The sequence below is a fragment of the Microseira wollei NIES-4236 genome (genome assembly GCF_020521235.1).
Taxonomy (GTDB): Bacteria; Cyanobacteriota; Cyanobacteriia; order Cyanobacteriales; family Aerosakkonemataceae; genus Microseira; species Microseira wollei.
The window spans coordinates 1-22,278 of sequence record NZ_BLAY01000114.1; the positions used below are offsets into that span (position 1 = coordinate 1).

At 46.5% G+C, this 22,278-nt stretch carries 12 protein-coding genes; 11 read left to right on the forward strand and 1 reads right to left on the reverse strand.

Annotated features, from left to right (window positions below):
• Nucleotides 1-132: 132 nt before the first annotated feature.
• The 7 genes from MiSe_RS30890 (at nt 133) to MiSe_RS30920 (ending at nt 12,157) form a co-directional block, all read left to right on the forward strand.
• The gene (locus MiSe_RS30890; protein WP_226587437.1) at nt 133-288 is read left to right on the forward strand and encodes a hypothetical protein; all 156 of its coding nucleotides are present in this window, start codon (nt 133-135) and stop codon (nt 286-288) included.
• Between the two features lie 148 nt (nt 289-436).
• Complete coding sequence (locus MiSe_RS30895) at nt 437-622, forward strand: hypothetical protein (protein WP_226587438.1); 186 nt, start codon at nt 437-439, stop codon at nt 620-622.
• 160 nt (nt 623-782) lie between these two features.
• Nucleotides 783-7,292 (forward strand): HAMP domain-containing protein, encoded by a 6,510-nt coding sequence (locus tag MiSe_RS30900; protein ID WP_226587439.1) that lies wholly within the window; start codon nt 783-785, stop codon nt 7,290-7,292.
• 128 nt (nt 7,293-7,420) lie between these two features.
• On the forward strand, nt 7,421-9,400 hold the full coding sequence (locus MiSe_RS30905) for a hybrid sensor histidine kinase/response regulator (RefSeq protein WP_226587440.1): 1,980 nt from the start codon (nt 7,421-7,423) through the stop codon (nt 9,398-9,400).
• Between the two features lie 40 nt (nt 9,401-9,440).
• Complete coding sequence (locus tag MiSe_RS30910) at nt 9,441-9,818, forward strand: response regulator (protein WP_226587441.1); 378 nt, start codon at nt 9,441-9,443, stop codon at nt 9,816-9,818.
• A gap of 435 nt (nt 9,819-10,253) precedes the next feature.
• Nucleotides 10,254-10,706: a response regulator gene (locus tag MiSe_RS30915; protein WP_226587442.1), complete on the forward strand. Its 453-nt coding sequence runs from the start codon at nt 10,254-10,256 to the stop codon at nt 10,704-10,706.
• Between the two features lie 152 nt (nt 10,707-10,858).
• The gene (locus MiSe_RS30920; protein WP_226587443.1) at nt 10,859-12,157 is read left to right on the forward strand and encodes a sensor histidine kinase; all 1,299 of its coding nucleotides are present in this window, start codon (nt 10,859-10,861) and stop codon (nt 12,155-12,157) included.
• A 42-nt stretch (nt 12,158-12,199) separates the two neighbouring features.
• Here MiSe_RS30920 and MiSe_RS30925 read toward each other — a convergent pair whose 3' ends face one another.
• Entirely contained in the window at nt 12,200-15,100 is a 2,901-nt protein-coding gene (locus MiSe_RS30925; RefSeq protein ID WP_226587444.1) for a family 78 glycoside hydrolase catalytic domain, read from the reverse strand.
• A gap of 104 nt (nt 15,101-15,204) precedes the next feature.
• Between MiSe_RS30925 and MiSe_RS30930 the strand changes: the two genes are divergently transcribed.
• The 4 genes from MiSe_RS30930 to MiSe_RS30945 all read left to right on the forward strand — a co-directional run bounded on the left by MiSe_RS30930 (nt 15,205) and on the right by MiSe_RS30945 (nt 22,121).
• Nucleotides 15,205-15,366 (forward strand): hypothetical protein, encoded by a 162-nt coding sequence (locus MiSe_RS30930; RefSeq protein ID WP_226587445.1) that lies wholly within the window; start codon nt 15,205-15,207, stop codon nt 15,364-15,366.
• A gap of 801 nt (nt 15,367-16,167) precedes the next feature.
• Nucleotides 16,168-18,105 (forward strand): ferredoxin--nitrite reductase, encoded by a 1,938-nt coding sequence (locus tag MiSe_RS30935; RefSeq protein WP_226587446.1) that lies wholly within the window; start codon nt 16,168-16,170, stop codon nt 18,103-18,105.
• A 105-nt stretch (nt 18,106-18,210) separates the two neighbouring features.
• Nucleotides 18,211-19,737 carry a NarK family nitrate/nitrite MFS transporter gene (locus tag MiSe_RS30940; protein WP_226587447.1) on the forward strand — a complete coding sequence of 509 codons (1,527 nt, stop codon included), beginning with the start codon at nt 18,211-18,213 and terminating at the stop codon, nt 19,735-19,737.
• A 143-nt stretch (nt 19,738-19,880) separates the two neighbouring features.
• The gene (locus MiSe_RS30945) at nt 19,881-22,121 is read left to right on the forward strand and encodes a molybdopterin oxidoreductase family protein (protein WP_226587448.1); all 2,241 of its coding nucleotides are present in this window, start codon (nt 19,881-19,883) and stop codon (nt 22,119-22,121) included.
• The last annotated feature ends 157 nt before the right edge of the window (nt 22,122-22,278 follow it).

Consider the following 22,278-nt stretch of genomic DNA (forward strand, 5'->3'; position numbering starts at 1 on the left):
AGTTTTGTCGCCAGTCGAAAGATGGTCAGATGCCGTGCCCCTACGACGACTGAGATCGATTTGCCGCCAGATCAATCGGGGTAGGGGCACGGCATCAGAGTTTTGTCGCCAGTCGAAAGATGGTCAGATGCCGTGCCCCTACGACGACTGAGATCGATTTGCCGCCAGATCAATCGGGGTAGGGGCACGGCATCAGAGTTTTGTCGCCAGTCGAAAGATGGTCAGATGCCGTGCCCCTACGACTACCCCGCCTCAATTGTCGGACGGGGTTTCTGTTTCCCCAAGTAAATGCCGATTACCCGTTCACAATGTAGTTTTGTAAACACTCAGCCTAATTCACAGAATCTTCACAACACAGGTATAGCTTGAATTACAGAACAAGCTCAGTCATAACTGAGTCTGAAGTTTAACAATAAGTAACGAATTAATTAATTTTATGACACCTTGTCCTTGTTGCTCCTACCCAATGCTGCGCCACGCACGTCCCCAACAAATTTACTGGTATTGCAACCACTGTCGGCAAGAAATGCCCAATTTATCTGCTAGAGAAGCAATACTTTCTCAGAGGGATAAATTAGAGAAGCTGATTAATCGCTCACGCTTGGTTGCTGCGGCAACTTGAGACAAAACCTTTTCAAACTCAGCCTTCTAGCACGATAAAGCTTGTCATACCGATGACAAACTGAAACAAAATTAAGACTTTTTTAACTCAAACACCTAGTGCTTTCGCTAGGTGTATTCTTCCGTTATCGCACCACCAGCAACGCCGATTCCCCAAGACTATGCCCTCCGCACAACTAACCGATACAGACAATCTGGATGTCAGACAACTGCTAAAAATCCTTACCGCCGTCAAAAAAGGGGATTTTTCCGTGCGGATGCCCATCGACCAGACGGGTTTAGCTGGAAAAGTCGCCGACGCGCTCAACGATATTATCGAGCTAAATCAAAGAATGGTGCAGGAGTTCGAGCGCATCAGCACGGTGGTGGGGAAAGAAGGCAAAATTACTCAGCGTGCCTCACTCGGAAGCGCGGGAGGTTCTTGGACAGATTGCATTGAATCTGTCAATACCCTAATTACAGATTTAGTGCAACCGATGGCGGAAACATCGCGGGTAATTCGGGCAGTTGCTAACGGCGATCTTTCCCAAACGATCGCATTAGAAATTGACGGTAGTCTACTCAAGGGAGAATTTCTCCAAACCGGGCAAATTGTCAACACGATGGTGGCGCAGTTGAACTCGTTCGCTTCGGAAGTCATCCGGGTGGCGCGGGAAGTCGGCACGGAAGGCAAGTTGGGGGGGCAAGCAGAAGTCAAAGGTGTTGCAGGTACTTGGAAAGATTTGACGGATAATGTCAATTTGATGGCAGGGAATCTAACTGCCCAGGTGCGGAATATTGCCGAAGTAACGAAAGCAGTCGCAAACGGCGACTTATCCAAGAAAATTACCGTCGATGTTAAAGGGGAAATTTTAGAGTTGAAAGACACCGTTAACGTGATGGTGGATCAACTTAATTCGTTTGCATCGGAAGTAACGCGGGTGGCGCGGGAAGTCGGATCTGAAGGTAAGTTGGGGGTGCAAGCAGAAGTTCGAGGCGTTGCAGGGACTTGGAAAGATCTCACCGACTCGGTAAACTCGATGGCGGGGAATCTAACTGCACAAGTGCGGAACATTGCCGAAGTGACGACGGCGGTAGCAAATGGCGACTTATCTAAGAAAATTACCGTTGATGTGAGAGGGGAAATTTTAGAACTGAAGAACACCATCAATATCATGGTGGATCAGCTTTCTTCTTTTGCTTCGGAAGTAACAAGAGTAGCGCGGGAAGTAGGTTCGGAAGGCAAGTTGGGGGTGCAGGCAGAAGTGCGAGGCGTTGCCGGGACTTGGAAAGACCTTACCGACTCGGTAAACTCGATGGCGGGGAATCTAACTGCACAAGTGCGGAATATTGCCGAAGTTGCGACGGCGATCGCTAACGGCGATCTCTCGAAGAAAATTACCGTTGATGTGAGAGGGGAAATTTTAGAACTGAAGAACACCATCAATATCATGGTGGATCAGCTTTCTTCCTTTGCTTCTGAAGTAACGCGGGTGGCGCGGGAAGTGGGAAGCGAAGGCAAGTTGGGGGTGCAAGCGGAAGTTAAGGGAGTTGCGGGAACTTGGAAAGACTTGACGGATAACGTCAACTCGATGGCGGGGAATTTGACAGGGCAGGTGCGGAATATTGCCGAAGTTGCGACGGCGATCGCCAACGGCGATCTTTCCAAAAAAATCACGGTGCAAGTTAAAGGGGAAATTTTAGAACTGAAGAACACCATCAATATCATGGTGGATCAGCTATCTTCCTTTGCCTCGGAAGTGACGCGGGTGGCGCGGGAAGTTGGCAGCGAAGGCAAATTAGGCGGACAAGCAGATGTGCGAGGGGTAGCGGGAACTTGGAAAGATCTCACCGACAGCGTTAACTTTATGGCAGGTAGTTTAACTTCCCAAGTGCGGAACATTGCGGAAGTAACAACTGCGGTAGCAAATGGCGACCTTTCTAAGAAAATTACCGTTGATGTGAAAGGGGAAATTTTAGAACTGAAAAACACCGTCAACGTCATGGTGGATCAGCTGAATTCCTTTGCTTCTGAAGTAACAAGAGTCGCGCGCGAGGTGGGAACAGAAGGCAAACTCGGCGTGCAAGCAGAAGTGCGAGGTGTGGCGGGAACTTGGAAGGACCTCACCGACTCGGTAAACTCGATGGCGGGGAATTTAACTGCCCAAGTACGGAACATTGCCGAAGTAACAACGGCGGTAGCAAATGGCGACCTTTCTAAGAAAATTACCGTGGATGTCAAAGGGGAAATTCTCGAACTGAAAAACACCATCAATATCATGGTGGATCAGCTTTCTTCATTTGCTTCGGAAGTAACGAGGGTGGCGCGGGAAGTGGGAAGTGAAGGCAAACTCGGCGTGCAAGCAGATGTGCGAGGAGTTGCGGGAACTTGGAAAGATCTCACCGACAGCGTTAACTTTATGGCAGGCAGTTTAACTGCCCAAGTACGGAACATCGCCGCAGTAACGACGGCGGTAGCAAATGGCGATCTTTCTAAGAAAATTACCGTTGATGTTAAAGGGGAAATTTTAGAACTGAAAAACACCGTTAACGTGATGGTGGATCAGCTGAATTCCTTTGCTTCTGAAGTAACAAGAGTCGCGCGGGAAGTGGGAACAGAAGGCAAACTCGGCGTGCAAGCAGAAGTCAAAGGAGTCGCAGGTACTTGGAAAGACTTGACCGACTCGGTAAACTCAATGGCATCGAGTTTAACTGCCCAAGTACGCAACATCGCCGAAGTAACAACGGCGGTAGCAAATGGCGACCTTTCTAAGAAAGTTACCGTTGATGTCAAAGGGGAAATTCTCGAACTGAAGAACACCGTCAACACGATGGTGGATCAGTTAAATTCCTTTGCTTCGGAAGTAACAAGAGTCGCGCGCGAGGTGGGTACGGAAGGTAAATTGGGCGTACAAGCTTACGTGCGAGGCGTGGCGGGAACTTGGAAAGATTTGACGGATAACGTTAATTTAATGGCGGGGAATTTGACTGCCCAAGTACGGAATATCGCCGAAGTGACGAAGGCGGTGGCAAATGGCGATCTTTCTAAGAAAATCACCGTGGATGTGAAGGGAGAAATTCTGGATCTGAAGAATACGATCAACGTCATGGTGGATCAGCTTTCTTCCTTTGCTTCGGAAGTAACCCGGGTAGCGCGGGAAGTGGGTACGGAAGGGAAATTAGGCGGACAAGCGCAGGTAATGGGAGTTGCCGGAACTTGGAAAGATTTGACCGATAACGTCAATTCGATGGCAAGCAACTTGACTGCACAAGTGCGAGGGATTGCCAAAATAGTGACCGCAGTGGCGAATGGGGATTTGAAGCGCAAATTGATGTTAGACGCCAAAGGCGAAATTGAAACTTTGGCAGATACGATTAACGAGATGATCGACACGTTGGCAACGTTTGCGGATCAGGTTACTACTGTGGCGCGGGAAGTAGGAATTGAAGGGAAATTAGGCGGACAAGCGAAAGTACCAGGCGCGGCGGGAACTTGGCGCGCGCTGACAGATAACGTGAACGAATTGGCGGCGAACTTGACTACACAGGTACGCGCGATCGCAGAAGTCGCTACCGCAGTTACCAAAGGCGATCTCACCCGTTCGATTTCAGTCGAAGCGCAAGGCGAAGTCGCCATCCTCAAAGATAATATCAACCAAATGATCGCCAATCTGCGCGAAACAACCCAGAAGAACACCGAACAAGATTGGTTAAAAACCAACCTCGCCAAATTTACCCGCATGTTGCAGGGACAGCGCGACTTAGAAACAGTTTCCAAACTGATTCTCTCCGAATTAGCACCGCTGGTGGGCGCATCGCACGGCGTATTCTATTTAATGGAAACAGGCGACCATCAATCGTATCTGAAATTAATCAGCACCTACGCCTACCGCGAACGCAAGCATATCTCGAATCGGTTCCACTTGGGTGAAGGATTGGTGGGACAAGCTGCGATCGAAAAACAGCGGATTCTGATTACAGAAGTGCCAAGCGATTATATAAAGATTAATTCCGGTCTGGGGGAAGCACCGCCGCTGAATGTGGTGGAATTACCCGTTTTGTTTGAAGGACAAGTTACGGCGGTGATTGAATTAGCATCTTTCCGCCGCTTTAACGAGATTCACCTCACCTTCTTTGAGCAACTCACCGAAAGCATCGCCATCGTTTTGAACACGATTGCCGCTTCGATGCGGACGGAAGAATTGCTCAAGCAATCCCAATCTTTGGCAGAAGAGTTGCAAACTCAGCAAAACGAATTGCGCGAAACGAACCAGAGATTAGAACAACAAGCAAAATCTCTGCAAACATCGGAAGAACTGCTGAAGAAGCAACAAGAGCAACTGCAACAGACAAACGAAGAACTAAAAGAGAAAGCCAGGTTATTATCGCTGCAAAACGAAGAAGTAGAACTGAAAAACAGCGAAATTGACCAGGCAAGGATGTCTTTGGAAGAAAAAGCCGAACAATTGGCATTGACTTCTAAATATAAATCCCAGTTCCTCGCCAACATGTCCCACGAATTGCGGACACCCCTCAACAGTCTGCTGCTTTTAGCTGGACTGCTGTCGCAAAATAATGAAGGCAACCTGACTAGCAAGCAAGTCGAATACACCCAAACAATTTATTCAGCAGGTAACGACCTTTTGGCGCTGATTAACGACATTTTGGATCTGGCAAAAATCGAATCGGGAACGATTGCGATTGAAATCGACCAAATGCTGTTTAGCGAACTGAAAGAATATCTAGAACGCACCTTTTGTTCTGTCGCCCAAGATAAAAAGCTGAATTTTAAAGTAGAATTGGCTCCATCTTTGACCCGCGCCATTTATACCGACACCAAACGCTTGCAACAAGTGTTGAAAAATCTGCTTTCTAATGCGTTTAAATTTACCGAACGAGGAGAGATCCGCTTGCGGATTGAACCCGCTACTTCTGGGTGGAATCCCGAACTAAATAGCTTGAATCGCGCTGATATGGTGATAGCTTTCTCGGTTAGCGATACGGGGATTGGCATTCCTCCCGAAAAGCATAAAATCATTTTTGAAGCATTTCAGCAAGCAGATGGCACCACCAGTCGCAAATATGGCGGTACGGGATTGGGATTGTCAATTAGCAGAGAAATTGCCCAACTTTTGGGCGGGGAAATTACCTTAGTTAGCACTTTGGGTAAAGGCAGTACGTTTACACTCTACCTGCCACAATTGAAAAATGGAGTTGCCAAAATAGGGGAAACTCAGTCAGGGATTTCAGAAGAAAATTTACCAACCCTTCTGCGCTTACCAGTGCCAAATGCGAATGCAAAGCAGCAGGTACAAAAAGAGAGCGATCGCCACTCAGAGAAAATTCCTCTACCTCTCTCCCCATCAACACCTACCCCCGTCCCCGCCTCCTCTTCCTCCGCGTCCCCCCCTCCCCGCGTCCCCGCGTCCTCTTCCCAGAATATTCCTGAGTCAAATTATCAACCATTAAGCGATGACCGGGGACAAATTAAAACCGGAGATCGGGTGGTGCTAATAATAGAGGATGACTTTAACTTTGCTCACGTTCTGTTGCAGATGGCGCGGGAAAAAGACTTTAAAGGCATCATTGCTTTGCAAGGGGAAACTGGATTAGCTTTAGCAGCGCAATTTCAACCGGATGCTATCTTCTTAGATATCCAATTGCCGGTGATGAATGGGTGGACAGTTCTCGATTGTTTAAAACACGACGCGAAAACGCGACACATCCCCGTTTATATTCTCACGGTGATTGAATCAGAACACCAACGCGGTCTCAAACAAGGGGCAGTTTCCTATCTGCAAAAACCTGTGACTACAGCTGCATTATCTCAAGCATTGGTTAACTTGAAAGCTTTTGCCGAACGCCAGGTGAAAAACTTGCTAGTAGTGCAAGCAGATCAAACCGAACGCGACGCTATAGTTGAGTTACTTTCCGGCGATGACGTTTCTATAACTGCTGTCGGAAAAGGAGTAGCAGCGCTAGAGGCGCTAGGACAACAGCGATTTGATTGCATCGTGCTGGATTTGATTTTGCCAGACATTAACGGATTGGAATTAATCAAACAGATTCAGCAGCGAGTCAGGAGTCATCAAACGCAAGGATTGATGTTTTTACCGATGATTGTTTACACAGATAAGGAGTTAACCCAGCAAGAAACAACCGCACTCAAACAAGCGATCGCTAGCATTATTATCAAAGATGAGCAAGCGATCGCGCGCCTTCTCGATCAAACCAGTTTATTCCTGCATCGGTCAAAAGCCAATCTCGATGCAGCGAAACAGCAGATACTGGAACGCTACCATCAAAGCATACCCGAACTGGCAGGCAAAAAAGTTCTGATCGTCGATGACGACGTGCGGAATGTTTTTGCCCTCACCAGTATGTTGGAGTACTATCGCATCCAAGTCCTGTACGCTGATAATGGCTCAAATGGCATTTTCATGTTGCAAAACACCCCCGACATCGATATTGTCCTGATGGATGTGATGATGCCGGAAATGGACGGATACGAAACTATGCGTACCATTCGCCAGATGAGTCAATTCCATTCTCTGCCAATCGTCGCCCTCACGGCTAAAGCCATGCAAGGCGATCGGGAAAAATGCATCGAAGCTGGTGCATCCGACTATATTACCAAGCCCGTGAACATGCAGCAGTTACTATCTCTCTTGCGCGTATGGTTGTATCAGTGATTTTCTTGTATTTAGATCTTGCACCAAGCGAGGTAGAACCTCCCAGATTTCGTTCCCAGGTTGAACCTGGGAACGAGTTCTTACCAACTACCAATTACCAATTACCAATAACCAATAACCAATTACCAATGACCAATGACCAAAAAGTCAATATTCTCCTCGTTGACGACCATCCAGAAAATTTACTGGCACTGGAAGCAATACTGGAGAGTTTGGGGCAAAATTTAGTAAAAGCTACATCAGGTGAAGAAGCATTGAAATGCCTTCTCGATAAAGATTTCGCTGTAATTATGCTCGACGTTCAAATGCCGGGAATGGACGGATTTGAAACGGCAGAATTAATTAGATTGCGCCCGAAAAATCAACAAACTCCGATTATTTTCCTCACAGCATTTCACAAAAACGAACAGTTTATGTTTAAAGGTTATGCGGTGGGAGCGGTAGATTATATGATTAAGCCGTTGACACCAGAAATACTCAAATCTAAGGTTTCAGTTTTTATCAATATATTTAAGAAGAATGCCCAAATTAAACAGCAAAAAGAACTGGTTGAGTCAACAAATTTAGAATTGCAAAACGAAATCAAAAAGCATCGGAGAACTACTAAATTATTGGAAATAAAGCAAGGCGAGTTTGAAGCTATATTTGAATCGATTCCTGACGCCGTAATTTTGGCGGATTTGAATTTAAAAATAATGATGTGCAATCCAGCATTTACAAATTTATTCGGTTACGAAAGCCAAGAAGCAATTAATCAAGAATACCAAATGATCTGGAAAAAAAATAAGATTTCGCTGACCACTGTTCTGAATAATATAGACAATTTAAGGAGTTATGAAATGGTATATTTTAGAAAAAATGGTGAAAAATTTATCGGCGATACAATTAACACTCTTGTTAAAGATGCTGATGGCAACACCATTGGATTATTAGGAATAATTCGCGACATTACCGAACAAAAGCGAGCCGAAGAGGAAATCGCAATGCTAAATCATCAAAAATCACTAATTTTACAATCGGCAGGTGAAGGAATTTACGGGGTAAATCGGGAAGGAGAAACAACTTTTATTAATCCAGTTGCAGCCAAAATGCTGGGATACGAACAGTCAGAACTGATCGGTGAACCAATGCACAGCTTGTTGCACCATTCAAAAGCAGATGGAACCGATTATCCACTAGAAGAATGTCCGGTTTATAAGTCATTAAAAGATGGCACAATTCATCACATAACTAACGAGGTTTTTTGGCGGAAGAATGGTTCTAGCTTTCCTGTGGAGTACGTCAGCACGCCGATTCAAGAACAAGGCGAGATTGTCGGTGCAGTTATTACTTTTAAAGACATCACCGAACGTCAAGCAATAGAACAAATTAAAAACGAGTTTATCGCCGTTGTCAGTCACGAACTCCGCACCCCCCTCACCGCAATTCACGGTGCTTTAAACCTACTATCTAGTGGTTTGGTAGATGCTAACTCAGAAAAAGGTCGCCGCGTCATCGCAATTGCCGAGGAAAATAGCGATCGCTTAGTCAGAATCGTTAACGACATCCTCGATTTAGAACGCCTGCAATCAGGTAAAATGGGTTTATCCAAACAACCCTGCAATGCTGCCGATCTAATGGTAAAAGCTATAGATTCAATGCAGGAAATGGCAAACCGTTCCAAAGTAACTCTATCCGTTTCTCCTCAATCGATTCGATTAAATGTTGATAGCGATCGCATTCTCCAAGTATTGACAAATCTCCTCAGCAATGCTATAAAGTTTTCCCCCCAAGGTGCAACCGTCTGGTTAACAGTTGAACAGCGAGGGGATCTGGAGCAGCGTAGCACAGGCGTCTCGCCTGTGGGAGCAGGTGAGCAGGTGAGCAGAGGAGAAAAGAGTACTGTATTGTTTCAAGTGAAAGACCAGGGGCGGGGGATTCCGGCTGAAAAAATTGATACTATATTCGAGCGGTTTCACCAGGTTGATGCCTCTGATTCCCGCAAACAAGGGGGGACGGGTCTGGGATTAGCCATTTGTCGCAGCATTGTGCAGCAACACGGCGGCGAAATCTGGGTGGAAAGCCGGGTAGGGGAGGGTAGCAATTTTTACTTCACTCTGCCCCAATGAAAACATGAAAAATTATTTGCTTGCGCCACAAGAGAAATTTATGACCAAACGAATTTTAATCATTGACGACGAAGCTGGTGTGCGGGAAATCCTGCAAATCTGCCTGGAAGCAGCGGCGGGGTGGGAAGTTTTTACCGCTGCATCGGGTAAGGAAGGGTTAGCGATCGCCGCAGCACAGCAACCCGATGCTATTCTGCTAGATGTAATGATGCCCGAGATGGATGGCCCTACCACATTTCGCCACTTACAGGCAAATAGTGCCATTAAACACATACCGACTATTTTAGTCACAGCAAAAGCAGGCTTTAGCGAACAAAAGCAATTGCTCGATTTGGGCGTTAATGGGGTGGTTACTAAACCCTTCACCCCAGAATATATAGTCGCTAAAATCTGCAAGATTCTCAACTGGAACGGATGAAATAGCGGTTATTGCGAAAACCCATCCCTACAGATCAACCAAACAAAATCTCATATGGCTAATTGCTAATTGCTAATTGCTAATTGCTAATTGTCAATTGCCTCCAAGAGCAGCGATTAGCGATTAGCTATTAGCTATTAGCAGTTACACAACCGTTGCTACCGGACACGATCTGACTGGATTTTCTGAGTAAAAATACTTATAAAATTGACCGATTAATTTTTTACTTGGTCAGTTTAGCTATTCACAAAATATTCACAAGTTTAGATTAAATTGAGAATCAGTTGGCTCGATTTAATTACTTGGTAACAACACCTTGATTTTGGTGTAGAGCTTACCAAGAATAGGGATTGTCATTTTGGCTCGCTAATACCCTACCGAATCGAGGGAATGATTTGTGCTTTTTTGTTGAAAATTAAACATAACGAGAAATGTATGAAAAAGATTTTGGTAATTGAAGATGACGCAGATCAGCGAATAATGATTTCATTGTTTCTGAGATCAGAGAATTTTCAAGTGACGCTCGCTGAAAATGGTAGGGTTGGCTTAGAGTTAGCAAGAAAAATCAAGCCAGACTTGATCGTTTGTGATATTCATATGCCTGAACTCAATGGGTATGAAGTACTCAAGGCATTACGCGACGATATGGCTACAGCCAATATACCGTTTATCTTTCTCACCGCTGAGGTAGATGCTGACGCACATTGCCGTGCTATAGGACTAGGAGCTGATGATTATCTGACAAAACCCACCGATTTGAAGCACCTATTGCTAGCGATCGCCATCCACTTGAAAACAATTTCCGATCAAAATCCCCCGACATGCGGCAGCGAGTACGATGACAGTTATTTTTCCTTGCCCTCATGGCGCAACGTGACGTATTGCTGATGCTTTTTTCCCATTAAATCATAACCACCTAGAGGCGCGATACATCGCGTCTCTAATTTTTTATTGCAGTTGTGCCCGCCGCGATGGGATTTCTTCACAAATTATTCACATTCTTGACTTAGCATTTGATGGTTGGTTCGCTCTAAACCATTATGGTATACGAAAAAAAAGTTAACATCCTCCTAGTGGACGATAACTCAAAAAATTTGCTGGCTTTGGAGGCAGTACTGGAGAGCTTGGGACAGAATGTGGTCAGAGCCAATTCTGGCGAGTCAGCCTTAAAACGTCTGCTCGCCGATGATTTTGCCGTGATTTTGCTCGATGTCCAGATGCCAGGTATGGATGGGTTTGAGACAGCAGAATTAATTAGGATGCGGGAGAATTCGCGCCAGACGCCGATTATTTTTGTCACAGGGATTGGTAAAACGACCGAGTTTATATTTAAAGGTTATTCTCTTGGCGCGGTAGACTACCTGGTCAAGCCAATTGTGCCGGAAATATTGCTCTCTAAAGTTAAAGTATTTGTAGAACTGAAACAACAAGCAGAACAACTCGCAGCCGCGAACAAACAAATGCAACAGCAGCTAGAAGAGATTTCGCGGTTGAATCAGCAATGCCAAATCGCCAACAAAGAGCTAGAAGCTTTCAATGCCGCTGTTTGCCACGATTTGCGTAACCCGCTGACGACTATTAAAGGCTTTAGCGATTTACTGTTGATGTACCGCACTGAAAGGCTGGAGAAGACAGAGAAACAATACATACAGGAAATCAACGTCGCCAGCAAGCGCATGGGGCAACTAATTGACGATTTACTGAATTTATCATTGGGGAAAAGCCGTCAGCTCCGGTGCGAGACAGTAGATTTGAGTCTGATGGGGCAAAACATTGCGGCAAAACTGCATCAAAGCGAACCCCAGCGGGAGGTTGAGTTTGTTCTAGCTTCTGGAATGACTGTACAAGGAGATCCGCGACTGCTGCAAATCGTGCTGGAAAACCTGCTGGGCAATGCCTGGAAATATACCGGCAAGCAACCCCATGCCTGCATTGAATTTGGTGTTTTAGAACAGGAGAGCACAGGAGCAAGGAAGAAGAGGAGCACAGTAGAGAACCAGATTGCCAATGCCCAACTCAGGACTTACTACGTGCGCGACAACGGTGTTGGCTTTGACATGACCGCAGCGGATAAATTATTCACCGCCTTCCACCGCCTGCACGAGCAGGGAGAGTTTGAAGGAACGGGGATTGGACTGGTAACCGTACAACGAATTATTCAACGCCACGGTGGCAAGATTTGGGCGCAAGCTGCTCGCGATCGCGGCGCGACGTTCTTCTTCCAGCTTCCAGAGCGGGCAAATTTTTTGACTTTGGATAGGGGCAGCCGCGACGGTGGCGTCAGTCACCAGACTCAAATCGGCGGCTGCACAAACAAAACCCTCAAGAGGATGGCCTAAAGCGCGAGCCAAACGGGCAGTAGCTAACGGGCAATGGCGGATTTAGGATTGGCGCAAGAGAATCTGAACGCCTTGAGGTGCTTTGACTGTGTCAAAAACTCGCTTGCCGTTTTCGGTATGCCATTTGACTTCTATCAAACCCTTTGGATGCGGGAAAGCACCTTCAGCCTGTGTGATGCTGTCAGTTTGCACCCGGATTTCTACGACATCCAAATTGGGCGCTTTGGGGAAATGTACGCCCAAAACATACTTTGACAGATAATAAGTCGGGCTGGCTGACCAGGCGTGGGATTGACTGAGTGCAACAGAGAAATATTCTGGGCAGGTCTTCAGTCCTTGAGCTAGTGCCCAACCCCAACCCTGCCGCATTAGATTTTCGGCTGTTGCCGCTAACCCTGCTTGATAAAGACCATCGAGCATATAAAAAGCGAAACTCGGTGATACAAAGACTCCGTCTGAAGGATCGAAGCCGTTGACGAACAGGGAGCGGAGTTCGTGGGCAACATGTTTGCGAATCGATTCTAGCTGTGTGGCATTGACAACACCAGCCCGGACTGCAAACAGACTGGCATGTGCTGAATGGGTGGTGCGTTTTAGATTGTCGCTGAAACAACCCTTCTGTGAATTCCAGAAACTCTCGGGAATCGTGCGAGTCAGGATGTTGACTCGTTTTTGTAGCGCTTGTGCGTCTTGTGTTTTCCCAATCGCTTGGGCGAGTACCACGGCATTCTGTAGGGCAATCAGATAGGTACAGCTAAATACGCAGTGAATGCCTGTATTGTCCATATAATTTTTGACAATGTCTGGATCGCCAAAGAAGCCGTAGTTAGGGTCGATATTTTGACGGATATGCCATTGAACATCCAGCAGCAAATCGTTGCGTTCATCGGCGAGATTGTGAAACCACTGAAGGTTTTTCATCATCGCTTCCCAGTCGGTTTGGATGCGATGGGTATCATTGGTATGCTGGTAATAAGCGCAGTAACCTTCCACCATGTTTAAGGCAAAATCAGCAATGGTATAGTCTCCCGTATTCGGATACACAGCACGGAATTTACCCGTTGCATCGGGGGACTGACCGTAGAGTTCTAGGCAGCGCTGCATTAGCGCCTGGTCGCCGAACGTAGCTAGGTTGACATAATACTGGATGATGGTGTCTCGCCCGTACATACCCCGTTCCCTCCCTGGAGTGTCAACAAACGCATCCTCCATATTGGCTGCCTGTGTACGTTGTCCCATCAGCCAGATTTGATTGAGAAGTGGGTCGGAACAGCGAAACCAGCCTTTTGATTCCACAGGATAGTTCGCTAAACGTAGGGAGACGGACTTGAGGGTGACATCTGCTGTTGTATTGCGGAGTGTAAGTTTGAAATACCGCATACCGCGTGGATGACTGGGGAACCAATCCACCGTATCTCTGCTACACAGCACTCGGTCACCACTGGAATAAAAATGCGTGTGGCGAAGATGTACCTTGTCTGGATTGAGATGTTCGCTGTATGTCAGGTCGATAATTGCTCCACGGACACCTTCGAGTTGGATGCGGGGAAAACCTAAATGCATATGACCCATATCCATCAGCAGCGAAAAGCCATGAGGATAATCCCTTAACCGAAAAACATGGCCTTGCAAGGTCTCTGGTTTGAGAGTCTCAAATGGCTCACCATAATTATCCCAGCTCGTTTCGCGGCAGGGGCTGTGAGCTTTCTCATCTTTTGTTACCAAGACCCATCCGCCGATTTCATCGAGTGTTTCCTCAGAGGAATAGGGTAGAGGTTTATCTTTTAGATGTTTTTCAAATGCCGCCGCCTTCAGAACAGGGGAATGTTTAAACGTATAGACTGAGTTGGGGTTTTTATCAGCAGAAAAGATGATACCCTTATTTTGAGGTATGGCAAAATACTGATGCAGAATATCATAATAAGCACCAACCTTGCCAAATAGGTGGTTCCATCCTTGCCTGAGTTCCCAGCGCTGATTAATACGCATACTCTGATTTACAGACTCAACACCCCGTGGAATTTCCTTCCCGTTGAGCCAGCTCTCGCCCCAGAAAACTCCAGCAGTGATGACCTGATCTATAGGAGAGTAAATCCAAGTGGTAAAGGCAATAAAATTGCTAAATTCTGCTTTGTTTTCCTCATGAAAGTGAGGTATTGGTACGGAAAAAGAATACCAGTATTCAAATTTTTTCAAAGGCAGCGGATTAGCAAGCGCCGGAATAGAAATGATTTTTCCCGACATATAGGGAATAGACCTTGGTGCTAGCGCTCCCCAAGTCTCCTGCTTCGCTATTTCCACGGCTTTAGACCACTGGTTATCTTGAAAATCGATGTCTTTCCAGTTAAGTTCCTCGCGACTCTGATCGAACAAGTCGGCAGTGTTTAAGGCGAAACTGGTTTTGGAAGCATAACGCCAATGCGCTCCATCTGGTTTGGTGCGCCATGACTCTCCCTCTGTGTGAAGTGATATAATTTTACCGCTATCTAATTCGACAGTACCCCAGCTAATCCATCCCGCTCGAGCCGGAATCGATTTAAAGGTTTTGTGACCAAAGTAATTGACTTGGACGGCAATTACGTTTTTCCCTGGTCTGAGATACCTAGTAATGTCATGCGTATCGTAGAGAGGAAATCTCGGATCGAAGCGGACAGGCCCAAATTCAACAAATTCACCGTTCACAAAAAGCTGGTAAGATGTATCGGCAAATAAGCTGAAAAGGGCGGATTTAATGTTTCCTTGAATCTGAAATGATTTACGGAAAAGACCGTACAAATTCCGTCCCAAGCCTTGATTATCGTACCAGATAAACTTGGCCTCAACGGGTCGGGTTGGATGGGTCTGAACCTTGACCAAGGCTGATGTATCAGGAGTCTGGTTGTTTATTACTATACTCCCCACGGCACCGCCAACTGTCAAATGTAGAAATTTTCTTCTTTTCATATTGGACTTTGGACAAAAGAAAATGAACTTCGCGACCTGATAGGGCGAAGCAGGATTAATTAATTATGAATAACCAGGTATGTCCGGTCTGCTAAACCAAGTAAATGAAACCTTCGACTTTCTGTACGGGTATTAGTGGCGCCATCGCTTTGAGTAAAGACTGTTCTCCTTATATGACCAGTCAAATCAAGCGCTTTGGGGATTACCTGATTGATTTGGATCTGGTGCCGCAGGCGCTGGATCGGGGGATGACGCTGGTGTTCTGAATCACAGAATCCAGCCGATGTCTATGGGTTTTTTACAGTTGAGAGAAAGAATGTGGGTTGTATAGCTAGAGACTAGGGGCATGGGGCATGGGACGGGTGTCGTCAAAACCCGTTGGTGATATCAAAAAAATTTCCCCGCGTCCTTAGCGTCCCCACCTCCTTAGCGTCAATCTCAACCAACTACTTTTGACCGCACCCCCATGGGACTAGGGGAAGAAGCGTGTTGTATCAAGGGTTTCTCTCATAAATAACGTCCTAACTGCCTTGGCGGTTGCCATATTGAATGCTTTGATTGCCCTGCCCCTACTCTGAAATCGGGAATCAGCCTGATTCCACTGCCTCCGCCCTTAATGTAAAAAGCGCATTGTAAAAATGCACTTCATACATCTTTACAAATATTTTGTAACTTGCGATACTAATTTAACCGTTTGATACTAATAGCCTACTAATATGCAATAGATACCACACCCGTTGGCATCTTTAGGCATATCTAATCGGGGCGGGTTGACCGCAAATAGTTGGGGGGGAATCGAGTTATGCCTTAACTCACCCTTGCCAAACTTCAAACTTTATCAAAGTGACACTAGCAAAGGTTAAATCAACAAAAAAGCTAGTTCGCCAAAGATAAAATGAAGGGCATACACTCAAATATACTCGATTTAGTCAAGTAGAAAAATATGGAATCATACAACCAAATAGTCGCCCAAGGTTGTTGATAAAAGCGTTTAATTTTATGCCTAAACAATTTGATTTAGGTGCAAAAAAAGATTAATTTAGAAAAAAGCACAGGCAGGGTAATTCATGACTAGCACAGCCATACCGACAGCGACTCAAACTCAGAATAAATTTGAAAAAATCAAATCAGAAAAAGATGGTTTGATGGTCAAGGCAGAGTTAGAACACTTTGCCAGAATTGGCTGGGAAGCAATGGATGAAGCGGACCGGGACTATCGGTTAAAGTGGTTGGGGATATTTTTCCGACCCGTCACACCCGGTAAATTTATGATGCGGTTGCGGATACCAAATGGCATCACCAACAGCGAACAAATTCGAGTGCTGGCTGAGATAATACAGCGTTACGGCGATGATGGCACTGGGGATATTACAACGAGACAAAATATTCAATTGCGGGGGATCCGGATTGAAGATGTACCTGATATTTTCCGCAAATTAAAATCGGTTGGACTCACCAGCATTCAGTCGGGGATGGATAACGTCCGCAACATCACGGGTTCTCCGGTAGCGGGAATTGATGGGGATGAATTGTACGACACGCGGGAGTTGTGCAATCAAGTGCAAGACATGATTACCAACAACGGTGAAGGTAATCCAGAGTTTACCAACTTGCCGCGTAAATTTAATATAGCGATTGGCGGATGTCGCGATAACTCCATCCACGCTGAAATTAACGATATCGCCTTTATTCCTGGGTTCAAGAATGGCGTTTTTGGGTTTAACGTTCTGGTGGGTGGATTCTTCTCCGCCAGACGCTGCGATGCTGCCATTCCGTTACATGTTTGGGTAAGTCCCGACGAAGTTGTAGATTTATGTCGGGCAATTTTAGTAATTTATCGCGACAACGGACTGCGCGTGAATCGGCAAAAATCTCGCTTGATGTGGCTAATTGATGAATGGGGTTTAAATAAGTTCCGCGCCGCAGTGGAAAAAGAATTCGGACGCCCCTTGCAACTGGAAGCAGAAAAAGATGAAATAGAATGGGAAAAACGCGACCACATTGGCGTTTATAAACAAAAGCAACCGGGATTAAATTATGCCGGATTGAACATTCCCGTCGGTCGGTTGTATGCCGAAGATCTGTTTGAACTGGCGCGGATAGCAGATGTTTACGGCAATGGGGAAATTCGCTTAACCGTCGAGCAAAATGCGATCGTTCCTAACATTCCAGATGCGCGCCTCGACGCCTTTTTGAAAGAACCGCTGCTAGAAAAATTCTCCATCTCACCCCAACCTTTAACGCGGGCGCTAGTTTCTTGCACGGGGGCACAATTCTGCAACTTTGCCTTGATTGAAACAAAGAATCGGGCTGTAGCATTGATTAAGGAATTGGATCGGGAAGTAACCTTAACAAAACCCGTGCGAATTCACTGGACTGGATGCCCCAATTCCTGCGGTCAACCGCAAGTTGCCGACATTGGTTTAATGGGAACCAAAGCGCGTAAAAATGGCAAAGCAGTTGAAGGGGTTGATATTTATATGGGCGGCAAAGTGGGTAAAGATGCTCATTTGGGTAGCTGCGTCATGAAAGGTATTCCTTGCGATGATTTAAAACCGATTTTGCGGAATTTGCTCGTCGAACACTTTGACGCAAAACTGAATCCGGACGTAGAAAGTAAAAATAGCGCCGCCGGATTGATTTTTACTGATGATGTGAATTCCAGCAACGGTAAATCGCAACAGTCTTCTCCTCTCTCTACAAACGGACATGCAGATGTTCGCAGTTCTGAAGTTGTAACTAAGAACAAGGTTTATTTTGCTAAATCTGGCAAAGAAATTGCACTTGCAGAAGGGCAATCGATTTTAGAAGCAGCAGAACAAGCAGGAATTGAACTTCCCAGCAGTTGTCGTGGCGGAAGTTGCGGCACTTGCAAGCAAAAGTTGGTGCAAGGAGAGGTGAAGTATGACGGAGAACCTGCGGCGCTTGATGATAAAGATCGCGCTGATGGGTTCATCTTAACCTGCATCGGGCAGGCAGTCGGACGAGTCGCGATCGACGCATAAGAGATTGCAGCGTTAAGATTTTAGATTGCAGATTTTAGAAATGATTAAGCCTGCAATCTGCAATCTGCAATCTAAAATCAAATCGTAATTTCAGGAAGGTTTGTAATGCTTAAAGAAATGTGGTCGTTTCAGGGGCGGTATCGCATCTTGCACATGACCTGGTTTGCCTTCTTCCTCACCTTTGTTTGTTGGTTTAACTTTGCTCCCTTTGCGACAACGATTGGTAAAGAGTTACACTTAGCGCCGGAACAAATTAAAACCCTGGGTATCTGTAACCTGGCACTGACGATTCCAGCACGGATTATTATCGGCATGTTGCTGGATAAATTGGGGCCAAAGGTAACATTTTCTACCTTATTAATGTTTGCGATCGTTCCTTGTTTAGCAACGGCACTATCCCAAGATTTTAACCAATTGGTTTTAAGTCGGTTGTTAATGGGAATTGTCGGTGCTGGATTTGTTGTCGGCATTCGCATGGTGTCCGAATGGTTCCCGCCGAAAGACATTGGAATTGCTGAAGGAATTTACGGCGGGTGGGGCAATTTTGGTGCATTTGGCGCGGAATTTGCCCTACCGATATTGGCAGTATCTACCGCATTTATGTCCGGTGGTGGGACCAACTGGCGACTAGCGATCGCACTTACCGGCATTATCGCTTCACTTTACGGTTGGATTTACTACAATAACAAAAACATCCAAGATACGCCCCCCGGTGCAACTTACAGAAAAGCCAAGAAAAGCGGGGCAATGGAAGTTACCAGCGTCCGCAGTTTTTATGCGATGATTCTCTCTAATTTTGGGTTAATTTTCGCCCTCGGATTGCTAGCTTGGCGCTTAGCACAACCAGCAATTCACTTCCTTTCTATCGACGGAATGCTAATCGTATGGTTACTCTTGGGATCGCTGTTTGTCTATCAAACAATTAAAGCAACTCACGTCAACCAAGACCTACTAGATGGTCGTAAAACTTACGCCCCATCCGAACGCTACGAATTTCGTCAAGTTGCTCTGTTAGAATTTTGCTACGTCGTGACATTTGGGTCTGAATTGGCTGCGGTTTCGATGCTACCCGCATTCTTTGAAAAAACCTTCGCCCTCGAACACGCAATGGCAGGGATGATTGCAGCCACCTATCCATTTTTGAACTTGGTTTCTCGTCCTTCTGGTGGTTTAATTTCCGATAAATTAGGCAGCCGTAAGTGGACGATGACCTTTATCACAGTCGGTGTTGGAATTGGTTATCTATTAGCCTACGGGATTGGTGCAAGTTGGCCGATTCCCCTAGCAATTGCCGTGACAATGTTCTCAGCTTACTTTGCTCAAGCCGGGTGCGGTGCTACCTACGGCATCGTCCCCCTAATCAAAAAAGAAATTACCGGACAAGTATCTGGAAATGTGGGGGCATACGGTAACTTTGGCGGCGTGATTTTCCTCACTATTTTTAGCTTGACAGATGCTAAAACTCTGTTTGAAGTAATGGGAATAGCAGCATTTATCTGCGCCGCAATGTGCGCCTTCTTCCTCAAAGAACCCAAAGGTTCCTTTGCCGCACACTATGAAGAAGAACCCGCAGAAGAAACCCCTGAACTGCCTTCCTACCCCAGACTAGCTTACGACAGAGAAAAAGAATAGGTAATGGGTAATGGGTAATGGGTAATGGGTAATGTGTGATTTTGGATTTTAGATTAAATGAAAAGCTAACATCTGCAATTACCAATTACCAATTACCAATTACCAATTACCAATTACCAATTACCAATTACGGTGCAATGACCATGACTAACTCAACAAAAACACTTTGTCCATACTGTGGTGTTGGCTGTGGTTTAGAAGTGTCGCCTCCGGCACAAATAGGAAAACCAACCCATCGAGACAGTCAAGGAAGACCTGTTTGGAAAGTGCAGGGCGATCGCTCTCACCCCTCTAGTCAGGGTATGGTATGCGTTAAGGGTGCCACAATTGCCGAGTCTTTAACCAAAGATCGACTAATGTATCCCATGATGCGCGAATCCCTCGATCAACCATTACGCCGCGTCACCTGGGATGAAGCTTTAGATGCCATTGTTAACCGCATCCAAACCCTGCGCTTTACTTCTGGACCAGAATCAATTTGCATGTATGGTTCCGGTCAGTTCCAAACTGAAGATTACTATATCGCCCAAAAACTCCTAAAAGGGTGTTTGGGGACTAATAATTTCGATGCCAACTCGCGCCTGTGCATGTCGAGTGCGGTAGCAGCTTATATTCAAAGTTTTGGTGCCGATGGGCCACCTTGCTGTTACGAAGATTTAGATTTAACCGACTGTGCCTTTTTAATTGGCACTAATACCGCAGAATGTCACCCCATTGTGTTTAACCGCCTGCGGAAAAACCACAAAAAGAACAAAAATGTCAAGCTAATTGTCGTCGATCCGCGCCACACAACCACGGCTGAAGCAGCAGATTTGCACCTGGCAATTAATCCGGGAACCGATATCGATTTAATGAATGGCATCGCCCATCTGCTAATGCGTTGGGATTATATTAATTTCGAGTTTATAGATGAATGTACCAGCGGATTTCCAGCGTATGCAGAAATCATTAAAGACTACCACCCAGAAATGGTGGCGCGACGCTGCGGGATCGGCGTTGATGAATTAGAAACCGCCGCTAAATATTGGGGCGAATCCCAGCGCGTTCTCTCCTTGTGGTCGATGGGAATTAATCAATCTAGCGAAGGTACGGCTAAAGCTAGAACGTTGATTAATTTGCACCTGATGACAGGTCAAATTGGCAAACCAGGCGCAGGGCCATTTTCCCTCACCGGACAACCGAATGCAATGGGAGGACGGGAAGCAGGCGGGTTGTCCCATCTTTTGCCCGGTTATCGCGTCGTGAAAAATCCCCAACACCGCGCCGAAGTTGAGCAGTTTTGGCATCTGCCTGCGGGTAGAATTTCCCCGGAACGGGGTTTGACGGTGTGGGAAATGATTGAGGGTTTGGAAAGGGGCGAGGTAGGCTTTTTGTGGATAGCTGCTACTAATCCTGCCGTAAGTATGCCGGATTTGGAACGGACAAAGAAAGCCTTGTGGCGATCGCCCTTCACCGTCTACCAAGACGCATACTACCCCACCGAAACCGCCCATTACGCCCACGTGGTGCTACCAGCAGCGCAGTGGAGCGAAAAAACCGGCGCCATGACCAATAGCGAACGCACCATCACCCTTTGTCCAGGATTTCGCGATCGCCCAGGACTTGCAAGACCAGACTGGGAAATCTTCGCCGAAGTCGGACGCCGCTTAGGTTTTGTCGAACAATTTAACTTCGCCAACTCCGCCGAAGTTTACGCCGAATTCGTCGGATTAACCAAAGGACGCCCCTGCGACCAAAGCGGCATCAGTCACCAACGCCTGCAAGCAGAAGGCCCGATACAATGGCCTTGTCCCGCCCCGGAGCAGGTGGGCAGAGGCGCAGGTGGGCAAGACGCGCCCGCTCCTTCCTCGAAGCGACTTTACACCGATCTGCGCTTCCACACCCCCGACGGACGTGCCCGTTTTGGTGCCTATCACTCGCGGGGACTGGCAGAACCCCCCGATCCGCAATATCCTTTTGTTTTAACCGTCGGCAGGGTTTACGGACACTGGCACACCCTCACCCGCACCGGACGCATCGACAAAATTCAACAAATGCACCCCAATCCGTTTCTGGAAATTCATCCCCGCGACGCCGGGAAATTGGGTATCCAAGAGGGAGATTTGGTCGAAGTCAAGAGCCGTCGCGGTAGCGCCCGCTTTCCCGCTAAAGTAACCAAAGCGATTACTCCCGGTACTGTCTTCGCCCCCATGCACTGGGGCGCACTATGGGCAGACAACGCCGAAGCCAACGCCCTGACGCACCCAGAAGCTTGTCCTGATTCCCTGCAACCCGAATTAAAAGCCTGCGCCGTACAATTAGTACCCATTGCCACTAACTCACAGCCGCAACCTATGTTATCAGGACTTACCCACGACGATCCAAGAAACCGGGTTTCTTGCTAGAAACCCGGTTTCTTGGCGTCAGTCCTATGTTATTGCACTCCGCTGAATGCTAGTATCCTCTAAGTTCTGTATTTGAACAGACCAGAGGCAACCGGCAAGCAACGCTGTCGCTCTCAGCTTAACCTGATAACGCTGTCGCTATCAGCACTCATAATCA

Coding starts and splice junctions, on each gene's coding strand:
- MiSe_RS30895 (WP_226587438.1), top strand. CDS start 437: ATGACACCTTGTCCTTGTTGCTCCTACCCAATGCTGCGCCACGCACGT.
- MiSe_RS30900 (WP_226587439.1), top strand. CDS start 783: ATGCCCTCCGCACAACTAACCGATACAGACAATCTGGATGTCAGACAA.
- MiSe_RS30905 (WP_226587440.1), top strand. CDS start 7,421: ATGACCAATGACCAAAAAGTCAATATTCTCCTCGTTGACGACCATCCA.
- MiSe_RS30910 (WP_226587441.1), top strand. CDS start 9,441: ATGACCAAACGAATTTTAATCATTGACGACGAAGCTGGTGTGCGGGAA.
- MiSe_RS30915 (WP_226587442.1), top strand. CDS start 10,254: ATGAAAAAGATTTTGGTAATTGAAGATGACGCAGATCAGCGAATAATG.
- MiSe_RS30920 (WP_226587443.1), top strand. CDS start 10,859: ATGGTATACGAAAAAAAAGTTAACATCCTCCTAGTGGACGATAACTCA.
- MiSe_RS30925 (WP_226587444.1), bottom strand. CDS start 15,100: ATGAAAAGAAGAAAATTTCTACATTTGACAGTTGGCGGTGCCGTGGGG.
- MiSe_RS30930 (WP_226587445.1), top strand. CDS start 15,205: ATGAAACCTTCGACTTTCTGTACGGGTATTAGTGGCGCCATCGCTTTG.
- MiSe_RS30935 (WP_226587446.1), top strand. CDS start 16,168: ATGACTAGCACAGCCATACCGACAGCGACTCAAACTCAGAATAAATTT.
- MiSe_RS30940 (WP_226587447.1), top strand. CDS start 18,211: ATGCTTAAAGAAATGTGGTCGTTTCAGGGGCGGTATCGCATCTTGCAC.
- MiSe_RS30945 (WP_226587448.1), top strand. CDS start 19,881: ATGACTAACTCAACAAAAACACTTTGTCCATACTGTGGTGTTGGCTGT.